Source organism: Bradyrhizobium sp. IC3123 (genome assembly GCF_020193625.1).
GTDB classification, from domain to species: Bacteria; Pseudomonadota; Alphaproteobacteria; order Rhizobiales; family Xanthobacteraceae; genus Bradyrhizobium; species Bradyrhizobium yuanmingense.
Genome location: NZ_JADYVF010000018.1, coordinates 102,787 through 115,860 on the forward strand (window position 1 = coordinate 102,787; position 13,074 = coordinate 115,860).

The 13,074-nt window shown below is 65.6% G+C and carries 12 protein-coding genes; 10 read left to right on the forward strand and 2 right to left on the reverse strand.

Going from position 1 to position 13,074, the window contains the following annotated elements; translation table 11 throughout:
• Positions 1–159: 159 nt before the first annotated feature.
• Positions 160–921 (reverse strand): SDR family oxidoreductase, encoded by a 762-nt coding sequence (locus tag I6F20_RS34015; RefSeq protein WP_225130238.1) that lies wholly within the window; start codon positions 919–921, stop codon positions 160–162.
• 86 nt (positions 922–1,007) lie between these two features.
• Here I6F20_RS34015 and I6F20_RS34020 point away from each other — a divergent pair, with 86 nt between their 5' ends.
• The 10 genes from I6F20_RS34020 (at position 1,008) to I6F20_RS34065 (ending at position 12,587) form a co-directional block, all read left to right on the forward strand.
• Entirely contained in the window at positions 1,008–2,537 is a 1,530-nt protein-coding gene (locus tag I6F20_RS34020; protein ID WP_225130240.1) for a malonate--CoA ligase, read from the forward strand.
• A 509-nt stretch (positions 2,538–3,046) separates the two neighbouring features.
• The gene (sdhC, locus tag I6F20_RS34025) at positions 3,047–3,445 is read left to right on the forward strand and encodes a succinate dehydrogenase, cytochrome b556 subunit (RefSeq protein ID WP_036024159.1); all 399 of its coding nucleotides are present in this window, start codon (positions 3,047–3,049) and stop codon (positions 3,443–3,445) included.
• A complete protein-coding gene (gene sdhD, locus I6F20_RS34030; RefSeq protein ID WP_036002745.1) occupies positions 3,442–3,858 on the forward strand; it encodes a succinate dehydrogenase, hydrophobic membrane anchor protein in 417 nt (138 codons plus the stop codon). The genes sdhC and sdhD overlap by 4 nt, the downstream gene beginning before the upstream one ends.
• A 3-nt stretch (positions 3,859–3,861) precedes the next feature.
• Complete coding sequence (gene sdhA, locus I6F20_RS34035) at positions 3,862–5,697, forward strand: succinate dehydrogenase flavoprotein subunit (RefSeq protein WP_225130268.1); 1,836 nt, start codon at positions 3,862–3,864, stop codon at positions 5,695–5,697.
• Positions 5,698–5,739: 42 nt separating this feature from the next.
• Positions 5,740–6,522: a succinate dehydrogenase iron-sulfur subunit gene (locus tag I6F20_RS34040; protein ID WP_036002750.1), complete on the forward strand. Its 783-nt coding sequence runs from the start codon at positions 5,740–5,742 to the stop codon at positions 6,520–6,522.
• Positions 6,523–6,709: 187 nt separating this feature from the next.
• Entirely contained in the window at positions 6,710–8,854 is a 2,145-nt protein-coding gene (locus I6F20_RS34045; protein WP_225130278.1) for a hybrid sensor histidine kinase/response regulator family protein, read from the forward strand.
• A gap of 54 nt (positions 8,855–8,908) precedes the next feature.
• Positions 8,909–10,855 (forward strand): ABC transporter ATP-binding protein/permease, encoded by a 1,947-nt coding sequence (locus I6F20_RS34050; protein WP_225130280.1) that lies wholly within the window; start codon positions 8,909–8,911, stop codon positions 10,853–10,855.
• A 172-nt stretch (positions 10,856–11,027) separates the two neighbouring features.
• Positions 11,028–11,852, forward strand: a complete 825-nt coding sequence (locus I6F20_RS34055) for an FkbM family methyltransferase (protein WP_225130292.1) — start codon at positions 11,028–11,030, stop codon at positions 11,850–11,852.
• Positions 11,853–11,876: 24 nt separating this feature from the next.
• Entirely contained in the window at positions 11,877–12,263 is a 387-nt protein-coding gene (locus I6F20_RS34060; protein ID WP_036024166.1) for a VOC family protein, read from the forward strand.
• 81 nt (positions 12,264–12,344) lie between these two features.
• Complete coding sequence (locus I6F20_RS34065) at positions 12,345–12,587, forward strand: hypothetical protein (RefSeq protein ID WP_036024169.1); 243 nt, start codon at positions 12,345–12,347, stop codon at positions 12,585–12,587.
• Positions 12,588–12,875: 288 nt separating this feature from the next.
• Here the strand turns inward: I6F20_RS34065 and I6F20_RS34070 are convergent.
• Positions 12,876–13,074 (reverse strand): hypothetical protein (locus I6F20_RS34070; protein WP_225130294.1); only part of this gene is annotated, 199 nt, incomplete at its 5' end.

Genomic DNA, 13,074 nt, shown 5'->3' on the forward strand with positions numbered 1-13,074 from the left:
GTGTGCGAACGAGAGCACCCGGACAAGCGTAGCGAAGCAGTAGGGTGGGCAAAGCGAAGCGTGCCCACCAAACGCAAATGCGGAGAGAGATGGTGGGCACGGCGCTTCGCGCCTTTGCCCATCCTGCGACGGCGTACCCGTTGAGGCAGTGTCCTCGCCTCAATCCCTGTTGTTCGGCGTCTGAATGAACCCGCGATTATGCGTCGGGCTGATCAGCACTTCGTTGATGCAGACCCGCGCCGGCATGCTCGCGATGAAGGCGATGGTACGGCCGAGATCTTCGGGCTGCAGCATCTTCGCCTGCTCGGCTTCGCTCGGCACCACCGGTCGCAGCTTCAGGATCGGCGTCGCCACCTCGCCCGGCATCAGGCAGCAGGCGCGCAGGCCGTTGACGCATTCGTCCATGTTGAAGGAATGGGTCAGCGCCAGCACCGCGTGCTTGGTGGTGGTGTAGGCCGGGCCCGGCATCTTCGAGACGTGACGGCCGGCCCAGGACGAGACGTTGATGATGGAACCGTCCTGCTGCTTGCGCATCGTCGGCAGCACGGCGCGCATGCAATAGAGCACGCCGTTGAGATTGACCTGGACCAGTCTGTCCCAGCCCTCCAGCTCCATGTCCTTCCAGCTGCGCTTGGGAACATTGATGCCGGCGTTGTTCACCAGCAGATCGATGCGGCCGTGCCGGGCGACGATATCATCCGCCGCCTTCTGCGCCTCGGCGGCCTTGGACACGTCCAGCGCGATCGCCTCGGCCGCGCCGCCCGCTTTCGTGATCTTCGCGACCACGGCATCCAGCGCATCCTTGCGGCGTCCCGACACCACCACCGTCCAGCCGTCGGCAGCTAACGCCTCCGCGCCGGCCTCCCCGATCCCGCTGCCACCGCCCGTGACCCAGGCCACGCGTTTCCCGCTTTTTGACATGCAATCTGTCTCCGTTGCTTGATCGGGGCGGTTTTTGCTAATCCAGCCCGCGGTTTTGACCGGCCTGTGCCGGCGAGGAATGTTGCATGAACCAAGCTGCCAACGCCAATTTGTTTTCCCGCCTGTTCGAGGGCCTCGCCGATCCGAAGCGGCTCGCGATCGAGACGCATGACGGCGCCCATATCAGCTATGGCGATCTGATCGCGCGCGCGGGCCAGATGGCGAACGTGCTGGTCGCGCGCGGCGTGAAGCCGGGCGACCGCGTCGCGGTACAGGTGGAGAAGTCGGTCGCCAATATCGTGCTGTATCTCGGCACGGTGCGCGCCGGCGCGGTCTATCTGCCGCTGAACACGGCCTATACGCTGAACGAGCTCGACTACTTCATCGGCGATGCCGAGCCGTCGCTGGTGGTCTGCGATCCTGCCAAGGCGGAGGGGCTCGCGCCGATCGCAGGCAAGGTGAGGGCGAAGGTCGAGACGCTCGGAGCTGACGGCAAGGGCTCGCTGACGGAGGCCGCCGACAAAGCGAGCCGCGAATTCACGACGGTGCCGCGTGAAAGCGACGATCTCGCCGCGATCCTCTACACCTCGGGTACCACCGGCCGCTCCAAGGGCGCGATGCTGACGCATGACAATCTCGCGTCTAACTCGCTCTCGCTCGTCGACTATTGGCGCTTCACCGACAAGGACGTCCTGATCCACGCGCTGCCGATCTACCACACCCACGGCCTGTTCGTGGCGACCAACGTGACGCTGTTCGCCCGGGCGTCGATGATCTTCCTGCCGAAGCTCGATCCGGACCTGATCATCAAGCTGATGGCGCGCGCCACGGTGTTGATGGGCGTGCCGACCTTCTACACCCGCCTGCTGCAGAACCCTGCGCTGTCGCACGAGACGACGAAGCACATGCGTCTGTTCATCTCGGGTTCGGCGCCGCTGCTCGCCGACACCCATCGCGAATGGTCGGCGCGCACGGGCCATGCCGTGCTCGAGCGCTACGGCATGACCGAGACCAACATGAACACGTCGAACCCGTATGACGGCGAGCGCGTTCCCGGCGCGGTCGGCTTTCCGCTGCCGGGCGTCTCCGTGCGCGTGACCGATCCCGAGACAGGGAAAGAGCTGGCGCGCGACGAAATCGGCATGATCGAGGTGAAGGGGCCGAACGTCTTCAAGGGCTATTGGCGCATGCCGGAGAAGACCAAGGCCGAATTCCGGCCCGACGGCTTCTTCATCACCGGCGATCTCGGCAAGATCGACGCCAAGGGTTACGTGCACATCCTCGGACGCGGCAAGGATCTCGTGATCTCCGGCGGCTTCAACGTCTACCCGAAGGAGATCGAGAGCGAGATCGATGCCATGCCTGGCGTGGTGGAGTCGGCCGTGATCGGCGTGCCGCACACCGATTTCGGCGAGGGCGTCACCGCGGTGCTGGTGCGCCAGCCCGGCGCGAGCATCGATGAAGCGGCCGTGCTGAAGGGCCTCGACGGGCGCCTCGCGAAATTCAAGATGCCGAAGCGGGTCTTCGTGGTCGACGAGCTACCGCGCAATACGATGGGCAAGGTGCAGAAGAACGTGCTGCGCGAAACGTACAAGGATATTTACGCGAAGAAGTGAGAGAGCTCCGCTCTGTCGGCGTCATTGCGAGGAGCTCTTGCGACGAAGCAAGCCGGCTGCCGAGACCAACAGATAGCACCTGACACGTCGCACGGTCGGGCTGGGGTGGAATGCAGGGTGCGCATATCCGCCCGGAGCGCGGGAACCGGTGCGCGTGCCGGGAGTCGCGGTGGGTCGCAGCCGGGACGGTTTACCCTCGGCATCGTCCCCTCGCACGTTGCGGCCGCACGGGCTCAAGGCGGCTTAGAGGCGTTCCAATAGCGATTTCAATGCGCCGCACGCTCGTGCTAAAGAAATGAATTTAGATTCCTATGTTCGTTGGCGGATGGATAGGCTGGTATACCAAGACCCTGATTGGCCTTGGTTCATCAAGGCCATAGAGCTGAACCACAGTTCGGTTTATGGCGATTTGGTGATTGCGCAGGCCAGATCGACTCCGTAAATAGAGCCCACCTTTCGCGATCCCCGCGCGCCCCATGCTGGGCCGCAACAAACATCAAAAGCCACCCATGACCGCACGGATCGAACGACCGCTTTCGCCGCACATCCAAACGTATCGTTGGACGCTGACGATGGCTCTATCCATCGTCCACCGCGCCACCGGTATCGCCCTCTATGTGGGAACCCTGCTGCTGGTCTGGTGGCTGGTTGCCGCGGCCTCCGGCCCGGCCGCCTATGCCCATGTCCAGGCCTTCTCCAGCAGCATCATCGGCCGGCTCATCGTGTTCGGCTACACCTGGGCCCTGATGCACCACATGCTCAGCGGCATCCGGCATTTCGTCTGGGATCTCGGCTACGGCTTCAAGGCCAATGAGCGCGAAGCGCTGACCTGGGGCGCCCTGGTCGGCGGCATCGCACTGACGGTGCTGATCTGGATCATCGCTTATGCGAACGGAGGCGGCCGATGAGCTTTGACGAGTCCCACGGCTCCCCGAAGCGTCCGTCGATGCGCACCCCGCTCGGGCGCGTCCGCAATCTCGGCGCCGCGCATTCCGGCACGTCCGATTTCTGGCGCCAGCGCATCACCGGCGTCGCCATGACGCTGCTAATGATCCCGGCGCTGGTCATCATCATGATGCTGCTCGGCCGCAACCAGGTCTACGCGGCGCAGACCCTGAGCTCCATTCCCGTTGCGGTGATCCTGCTCCTCTTCATCTTCGCCAGCGCCTGGCACATGAAGATCGGCATGCAGGTGGTGATCGAGGACTACGTCCATAACGAGAAGCTCAAGCTCACCGCGATCATGCTCAACAATTTCTTCTCGGTCGCCGTGGCGCTCGCCTCGACCTACGCGATCCTGAAGCTTTCTTCCGGAGTGTAACCCATGGCCGCTGAGACCAATGGCAAGGGCAACGGCGCTCCCACCACCAACGGAAAAGCCTATCCGATCGAAGACCATACCTACGACGTCGTCGTGGTCGGCGCCGGCGGTGCCGGCCTGCGCGCCGTCGTCGGCTGCAGCGAAGCCGGCCTCCGCACCGCCTGCATCACCAAGGTGTTTCCGACCCGTTCGCACACGGTCGCGGCGCAGGGCGGCATCTCCGCTTCGCTCGGCAACATGCACAAGGACGACTGGCGCTGGCACATGTACGACACCGTGAAGGGGTCGGACTGGCTCGGGGACCAGGACGCGATCGAATACATGGTGCGCAACGCGCCCGACGCGGTCTACGAGCTCGAGCATTGGGGCGTGCCGTTCTCGCGCACCGAGGACGGCAAGATCTACCAGCGTCCGTTCGGCGGCATGACCACCGAGTTCGGCAAGGCCCAGGCGCAGCGCACCTGCGCCGCCGCCGACCGCACCGGCCACGCCATGCTGCACACGATGTACGGCCAGTCGCTGCGCCACGCGGCCGAGTTCTTCATCGAGTTCTTCGCCATCGACCTGATCATGGACGACCAGGGCACCTGCCGCGGCGTCATCGCGCTCAAGCTCGACGACGGCACGCTGCACCGTTTCCGCGCCCAGACCACGATCCTGGCGACCGGCGGCTATGGCCGCGCCTATGCCTCCTGCACCTCGGCGCACACCTGCACCGGCGATGGCGGCGGCATGGTGCTGCGCGCCGGCCTGCCGATGCAGGACATGGAGTTCGTGCAGTTCCATCCGACCGGCATCTACGGCTCGGGCTGTCTCGTCACCGAGGGTGCGCGCGGCGAAGGCGGCTATCTCGTCAACGCCGAAGGCGAGCGGTTCATGGAGCGCTATGCGCCGTCGGCCAAGGACCTCGCCTCGCGCGACGTGGTCTCGCGCGCGATGACCATCGAGATCCGCGAGGGACGCGGCGTCGGCAAGAAGAAGGACCACATCTTCCTGCATCTCGACCATCTCGATCCCGCCGTGCTCGCCGAACGCCTGCCGGGCATCTCGGAATCGGCCAAGATCTTCGCCAATGTCGACGTGACGCGCGAGCCGATCCCGATCGTGCCGACCGTGCATTACAACATGGGCGGCATCCCCACGAACTATCACGGCGAGGTGCTGACCAAGAAGGACGGCGACGACAACGCGGTGATCCCCGGCCTGATGGCGATCGGCGAAGCGGCCTGCGTCTCCGTGCACGGCGCCAACCGCCTCGGCTCCAACTCGCTGATTGACCTCGTCGTGTTCGGCCGCGCCGCCGCCTTGCGCCTCGCCGAAAAGCTCACGCCCAATGCCAAGCAGCCCGAGCTGCCGACGAACTCGGCCGAGATGGCGCTCGGCCGCCTCGACCATTACCGCTACGCCTCAGGCGGCACGCCGACCGCGAAGCTGCGCGAAGGCATGCAGCACGTGATGCAGAACAATTGCGCGGTGTTCCGCACCGGCGAAGTGCTGAGCGAAGGCCAGAACCTGATCGCGAAGGTCCACAGCGGCATTACCGACATCGCAGTCTCCGACCGCTCGCTGGTGTGGAATTCGGACCTCGTCGAGACGCTGGAGTTCGACAATCTGATCTCGCAGGCGGTGGTGACGATGAACTCGGCCGCCAACCGCACCGAGAGCCGCGGCGCCCATGCCCGCGAGGACTTCTCCGAGCGCGACGACAAGAACTGGATGAAGCACACGCTGGCCTGGCTGGACGATGCCGGCAAGGTCAGGATCGAGTATCGCCCGGTTCACAACTACACCATGACCAACGACGTGCAGTACATCCCGCCCAAAGCTCGCGTTTACTAAACGTCGCGCGTGTATTGATCGAACAGCGAAGGCCTTAATCGAATGGTTGAATTCGCACTTCCGAAGAACTCCAAGATCACTGGCGGCAAGACCTGGCCGAAGCCCCCGGGCGCGACCGAGCTCCGCGAGTTCAAGGTCTATCGCTGGAATCCGGACGACGGCAAGAATCCAAGCGTCGATACCTATTACATCGACACCAATGATTGCGGCCCGATGGTGCTGGACGGCCTGATCTGGATCAAGAACCACATCGACCCGTCGCTGACCTTCCGCCGCTCCTGCCGTGAAGGCGTCTGCGGCTCCTGCGCGATGAACATCGACGGCCAGAACACGCTGGCCTGCACCAAGTCCATGCACGACGTGAAGGACGGCGCGGTGAAGATCAACCCGCTGCCGCATCAGCCGGTGGTGAAGGACCTCGTCCCCGACCTCACCAATTTCTACGCGCAATACGCCTCGGTCGAGCCCTGGCTGAAGACGACCTCGCCGACGCCGCAGAAGGAATGGCGCCAGAGCCACGAGGACCGCGAGAAGCTCGACGGCCTCTACGAGTGCATCCTCTGCGCCTGCTGCTCGACCTCCTGCCCGAGCTATTGGTGGAACAGCGAGCGCTATCTCGGCCCCGCCGCGCTGCTCCAGGCCAACCGCTGGGTCTCGGATTCGCGCGACGAGGCCACCGGCGAGCGGCTCGACAATCTCGAGGACCCGTTCCGGCTCTATCGCTGCCACACCATCATGAACTGCGCCAAGGCCTGCCCGAAGGGCCTCAACCCGGCCGAAGCCATCGCCGAGCTCAAGCTCAAGATGGTCGAACGCCAGATCTGAGGCGAAGTCCCCCCTGCCGCTCCGGCTAAACCGGCCGGGGTGTTCTGCATTTGCCGTTAATTCGAGCAGAATTTTTCTCTGACCCGCTCGACGCGCAAATTTCCGGCTCGCAACCAACGGTTCCAGCACAAGCTGCTTCCTTCCTTGCGCGGGATTCAGTTAAGCTCCCGTCAGGGACGGAGCGACTGTGCAGAGGGCGCAACGCAACTCGCTGAGGCTGTTGCAGTGGATGATGGCGGCATCCCTGGCGCTGCCGATTGGGCTGTTCGTCGTCGCCGCCGCGATCTCCTACACATCGACCAACGATACCGCCGACCGCGAGATCGAGCGCACGGTCGATGTCGCCCATGAGCACGCGCTCAAGGTCTTCGAGACCATCGACCGCAGCCTCGCCGAGCTCAACGAGGTCGTGCGCGGTCTGCCCGACGGCATCATCCGCGAGCGCGAGCCGACGCTGCATCGCCGGCTGAAGCGGCTGACCGATTCGCTGCCGCAGCTCAAATCGGCCTGGATCTTCGACGCGAACGGAAAGGCGCTGGTCAACAGCCTCGTCTCGCCGCCGCCGGACCTGAGCTTTGCCGACCGCGATTACTTCTATTCCCATGTGGACCAGAGCATCGGCACGTTCATCGGCACGGCGCTGACGCCACGACCGCCCTATCAGGGCGCCCGATTCTTCGGCGTCAGCCGCCGCCGCGAGTCCGACGACGGTCGCTTCATCGGCGTGATCCAGGCCTCCGTGTTGCCGGAATATTTCGAAAGCTTCTATGCCAGGATCGGCACCGATCCCGGCAACTTCTTCGCGATGGGGCGCACCGACGGCGCAATGCTCGCGCATTTTCCCCGGCTCGACCACGAGCTTCGGCTCGATCCGACCGGACCGGTGGGCCAGAAGATCGCGACCCAGCCCGTGCACGGCCTCATCACGGTCGCTTGGCCCTCGGACGGTATCGAGCGGCGCATCGCCTACCGGCGCGTCGCCGAATATCCGATCTATGTCAGCGCCGGATTGGAGACCTCTGCGATCCGCGCACGCTGGCTCGCCACCATCGGCCAGCATCTGGTGTTCGGCATTCCCGCCACCGCGCTGCTGTTCCTGCTGCTGGTGCTCGCTCTGCGGCGTACCCAGCACCTTCAGGCCGAAGCTGCAAAGCGGCGCGAGGCCGAGGAGGCGCTCAAGCACAGCCAGCGCCTGGAAGCGCTCGGCCAGCTCACCGGCGGCGTCGCGCACGACTTCAACAACCTCCTGACGGTGATCCGTGCTTCGGTCGATCTCTTGAACCGTCCGCAGCTGACGGAGGAGCGGCGACAACGCTACATCACGGCCATTGCCGATTCGGTGGCGCGTGCGGCCAAGCTGACTTCGCAATTGCTCGCCTTTGCGCGGCGCCAGACCCTCAAGCCGGAGGTGTTCGACGTCGGCGCACGGGTGCAGTCGCTGCACGACATGCTCGCCACGCTACTGGGCCCCGCGATCGAGATCGTCATGCAACTGCCGGCGGAACCGTGCCTCGTCAATGCCGATGCCAGCCAGTTCGAGACGGCCCTGATCAACATGGCGACCAATGCGCGCGATGCCATGCAGGGCCAAGGGCGAATCGTTTTCAGGGTCGAGGCCACGACGACCGTTCCGGACGCGCTGGTGCAGCTTTCGGCCAGCCCGGACCACGGCTTCGTCCGCGTCACCGTCAGCGATACCGGCGTCGGCATTCCTGCCGCGCGGCTCGGCCGCATCTTCGAGCCGTTCTTCACCACCAAGCAGGTCGGCCGCGGCACCGGCCTCGGTCTGTCCCAGGTGTTCGGCTTCGCCCGGCAGTCCGGCGGCGAGGTGACCGTGACGAGCGAGGTGGGGCACGGCAGCACCTTCTCGCTCTATCTGCCGCGCGTGCCGCCGGGCCTGCTGCCGCAGCGCCAGGCTCCCAACACGGCGCCGGCGGTGGCCGGCAGCGGCATGTCGGTGCTGGTGGTCGAGGACAATATCGAGCTGGCCAATTTCGCCGCCGACGGGCTCACCGAGCTCGGCTACAGCATCACGTTGGTCGACAACGCGGCCGACGCGCTCGCCGAGCTCGTCGTGGACACCGACCGCTTCGATGTCGTGTTCTCGGACGTGGTGATGCCCGGCATGACCGGGCTCGATCTGGCGCAGGCGATCCGCGAGCGCGGACTCGGCGTGCCGGTCGTGCTGACCACCGGCTACAGCCAGGCCCTGTCGCAGGAGGGTACAGGCGGCTGCGACCTCGTGCAAAAGCCTTATACGATCGAGGAATTGTCGCGCGTTCTGCATCGGGCGGCGCGGATCCGGCGCGTCAGGAACGGCGCCGCCGAATAGGGGCACGCGGAACTCTCGTGGGAACCGGCCGAGTTCCCTTGGCGTTGTCCGCTCATGTACAAGCCGGCCGCGACGCGTGAAAAGGGCAAGAAGCCGCCCATCATCGACATCCAGGGCGAGAACGGCGACGAAGTGACACCGCCGCCGCCCGAACTGGTCGAACCCGACCCCCAATTGTCACCCGAGGCAGCCGAGCAGGTCCGCAAGGATTATCTGCTGACACGGTTCTGGATCAGCGCCCGCGGCTTCTGGGGCCGCAACGGCGACCGCCTCGCCTGGCCGTTCTCGGTTGGTCTCGGCCTGCTGATCGTGCTGACCGTCGGCTTCCAATACGGCATCAATGTCTGGAATCGCGCGATCTTCGACGCCATCGAGAAGCGCGATGCGGCGAGCGTCTTCCATCTCACCGCAATGTTCTTCCCGCTCGCGATCGGCAGCATCGTGCTCGCAGTCGTGCAGGTGTTCGCGCGCATGGGCATCCAGCGACGCTGGCGCGCCTGGCTGACGGCGAGCGTGCTGACACGGTGGCTCAAGAACGGGCGCTACTATCAGCTCAACCTTGTCGGCGGCGACCACAAGAATCCCGAATACCGGATCGCGGAGGATTTGCGGATTGCGACCGACTCCCCCGTCGACTTCCTCGCCGGCGTGACGTCGGCGCTGCTGTCGGCCGCGACCTTCATCGTCGTGCTCTGGACCATCGGCGGGGCACTTACCGTCACGCTCGGCGGTTCGTCGGTGACCATTCCCGGCTTCCTCGTGATCGCCGCGATGCTGTACGCCGCGATCGCATCCGGATCGATCGTGGTGATCGGCCGGCGCTTCGTGCAGGTCTCCGAGGGCAAGAACCAGGCCGAAGCCGAGTTCCGCTACACCCTGACGCGCGTGCGCGAGAACGGCGAGAGCATCGCCCTGCTCGGCGGCGAGGAGGAGGAGCGCGACGGCATCGATCGCAACTTCACGAGCGTGCTGCGGCAATGGGCGCGCCTTGCCGGCCAGCACATGCGCACCACGCTGGTGTCGCAAGGATCGAGCCTCGTTGCGCCGGTCGTGCCGCTTCTGCTCTGCGCGCCAAAGTTCCTCGACGGCAGCATGACGCTGGGCCAGGTGATGCAGGCCGCGTCCGCCTTCACGATCGTGCAGAGCGCGTTCGGCTGGCTGGTCGACAATTATCCGCGGCTCGCCGACTGGAATGCCTGTGCGCGGCGCATCGCCTCGCTGATGATGTCGCTGGACGGCCTCGAGCGCGCCGAGCAGGGCGACGGCCTCGGCCGCATCAAGCGCGGCGAAACCAGCAACGAGGCCATGCTGGAGCTGAAGGATCTCTCGGTCACCCTCGACGACGGCACCGCCGTGGTCGGCGAGACCGAGGTGGTGATCGAGCCCGGCGAGCGGCTGCTGGTCGCCGGCGAATCCGGCACCGGCAAGAGCACGCTGGTGCGCGCCATCGCCGGGCTGTGGCCGTGGGGAGGCGGCAGCGTGAATTTCCATCCCGACCGCCGGCTGTTCATGCTGCCGCAGCGGCCCTATGTGCCCTCTGGCTCCTTGCGGCGGGCGGTCGCCTATCCCGGCGCGGCCGACCACTGGACTTTGGACGAGATCGGCGCAGCCCTGCACAAGGTCGGCCTCGATCATCTCAAGGAGAAGATCGAGGAGGAGGCACCGTGGGACCAGACCTTGTCGGGCGGCGAGAAGCAGCGCCTCGCCTTTGCGCGGCTGCTCCTGCACAACCCCGACATCGTCGTGCTCGATGAGGCGACCTCGGCGCTCGACGAGAAGAGCCAGGACAAGATGATGCAGATGATCACCGAGGCGCTGCCGAAGGCGACCATCGTCAGCGTCGCGCATCGCGCCGAGCTGGAGGCTTTCCACAGCCGCAAGATCGTGCTGGAGCGGCGCAAGGGCGGCGCCAAGCTCGTCAGCGACATCGACCTGATTCCGCGCAAGGGCCGGCGCCGGCTGCTGGGGCGGTTCTTGCGGCAGCGCAAGAAGGCGGCGTGAGGTTCGCGGCGTGTAGCCCGGATGGAGCGTAGCGCAATCCGGGAAGGTCCATCCGCGCGGCAAGAATCCCGGATTACGCTGCGCTCCATCCGGGCTACCGGACTGTGATCGAGCGTTGGAGTCCTCGGTAAAACCGGTTATGCATGCGCCGCCTGCAACGAGGATCTGCTGCTTGACGTCCGACAATGCCCCTTCGCCCGCGCCGTTCGGTGCGTTTGCGCCCAATGCGGCGCAGGCTGCGATCATCCGCCTCGCTCAACGGTCGGGACTGAAGCGCGGCGCGTTCCGGCCGTGGATGTCGCGGCTGGTCAACCTGCTGCGCAGCGGCCCGGTCGACGTCCAATATCAGGGCGCCTCGTTCCGCTTCCATCACCAGGGCAGCGCGACCGAGCGCGGCGCGCTGTTCAATCCCGACTACAATCTCGACGAGCTCGACTTCCTGCGCCAGCACACCCCTGCGGGCGGCACGTTCGTCGATGTCGGCGCCAATGTCGGCACCTTTGCGCTGGTGATGGCGCGGCAGGTCGGGCCATCCGGACAAGTGGTGGCGATCGAGCCGCATCCGCTGACCTTCGGACGGCTCTCGTTCAACCACGCCGCATCGAAGACGCCGCAGGTGCGCCTGGTGCAGGCCGCCGCGGGCGAGCGCGACGGCGAGCTGATGATCGAGAGCGGCGGCGGCAACCTCGGCGCCACCCACGTCGTCACCGGCACGGCCAGTGCCGAGGCCATCAAGGTGCCGTCGCTGCGCCTGGTGCGCATTCTGGAGGAGGCCGGCGTCGGCCAAGTCGATTCGCTCAAGATCGACGTCGAGGGCTTTGAGGACCGCGTGCTGATCGGCTTCTTCCGCGACGCGCCGCAATCGCTCTGGCCACGTGCGGTGGTGATCGAGCATCTGTCACAAAACGAATGGCAGCAGGATTGTATTGCCGACATGGTCGGGCGCGGCTTTACGATCGCACGCAAGACACGAAGCAATACGTTTTTGTCCCGCTGACGGGTACGAACAAGGGAGGTTGCGATGATCGATCATCTGGGATTCTCCGTCTCCGACTATGAGCGCGCCAAAGCGTTCTATGCGAAGGCACTGGCGCCGCTCGGCTACAGCCTGATCATGGAGGTCACTGCCGAGCAGACCGGACACGCTGCGGCTGCAGGCTTCGGTGCCGACGGCAAGCCCGATTTCTGGATCGGGGACGAAGGCGCGATGAACAAGCCGGTGCATGTCGCCATCCGCGCCAATGACCGCGCCACCGTCGATGCGTTCTACAAGACGGCGATGGCGGCCGGCGGCCGCGACAACGGCCCGCCCGGCATCCGCCCGCATTATCACGCGAACTATTACGGCGCCTTCGTGCTCGACCCCGACGGCCACAACATCGAAGCGGTCTGCCACACGCCGGAATAATCCGGTCTCGAAGCGATGTGACGCGGAACATCGGTGCTGCACCTTCGTTGTTGTTCTCTGACAACGATCCCGATGATGCCGATGCCGATTGAACCGCCCGAGATTCCGCCGTCGACGCCCGGTACGCCGACTGAGCCGCCGCCCGGAATCCCGCCCGGCAATCCGCAGCCCGAAATCACGCCGCCGGTGCGCGAGCCCGGCTCGCCGCCGCGGCCCGACGAATTGCCGGGCCGCATGCCTGAGGAGATCCCATCGCGCGGACCGAACGGGCCGCTCACGCCCAATCCTGCGACGGATGCGATTCCGCTGCGCGATCACGCGTGAAGCAGCGAAGCAATGTCAGGCGATTGCCACCAGCGTCTGAATGCGCAATGAACGTTGCCATAGTGAGATGATTTGCGTGCAGAAATAAATCGGGTCGCAGTTGCATCGCCCGCCACAATGCGGCCTAACGCTTAGCCGTTCATCCCGACACTTCGACAAAGAACCTTCCGGGGAAGTTCACCACATGACCAACCTTCGTTTCGTGCTGCTTGCGACGACGGCTCTGACCGCGATGCAATTGGCCAACACCGCATCGCATGCGCAAGACGCTGCGCCGTTCGTCGTCGCTCAGGCCCAGCCGCAGGACGCGGGCCCTGACGGAAGACCGAAGCAGCCGCCGAAGGGACCGCCAGGCGCGGCGCCGCCTGCAGCACCCGCACGCCCCGCGGCTCCGCCGCCGGCGGCTGCACCGCCCCAGCCGCCTGCAGCTCCTCCGCCGGCCGCAGCACCGCCGCGCCCGGCAGCGCCGCCACCGCCTCCGCCTCCC

Excerpts from the sequence above, each read along its gene's own strand:
- I6F20_RS34020 (WP_225130240.1), top strand. The coding sequence starts at position 1,008 with ATGAACCAAGCTGCCAACGCCAATTTGTTTTCCCGCCTGTTCGAGGGC.
- I6F20_RS34050 (WP_225130280.1), top strand. The coding sequence starts at position 8,909 with ATGTACAAGCCGGCCGCGACGCGTGAAAAGGGCAAGAAGCCGCCCATC.
- I6F20_RS34065 (WP_036024169.1), top strand. The coding sequence starts at position 12,345 with ATGCCGATTGAACCGCCCGAGATTCCGCCGTCGACGCCCGGTACGCCG.
- I6F20_RS34015 (WP_225130238.1), bottom strand. The coding sequence starts at position 921 with ATGTCAAAAAGCGGGAAACGCGTGGCCTGGGTCACGGGCGGTGGCAGC.
- sdhC (WP_036024159.1), top strand. The coding sequence starts at position 3,047 with ATGACCGCACGGATCGAACGACCGCTTTCGCCGCACATCCAAACGTAT.
- I6F20_RS34040 (WP_036002750.1), top strand. The coding sequence starts at position 5,740 with ATGGTTGAATTCGCACTTCCGAAGAACTCCAAGATCACTGGCGGCAAG.
- sdhA (WP_225130268.1), top strand. The coding sequence starts at position 3,862 with ATGGCCGCTGAGACCAATGGCAAGGGCAACGGCGCTCCCACCACCAAC.
- sdhD (WP_036002745.1), top strand. The coding sequence starts at position 3,442 with ATGAGCTTTGACGAGTCCCACGGCTCCCCGAAGCGTCCGTCGATGCGC.
- I6F20_RS34060 (WP_036024166.1), top strand. The coding sequence starts at position 11,877 with ATGATCGATCATCTGGGATTCTCCGTCTCCGACTATGAGCGCGCCAAA.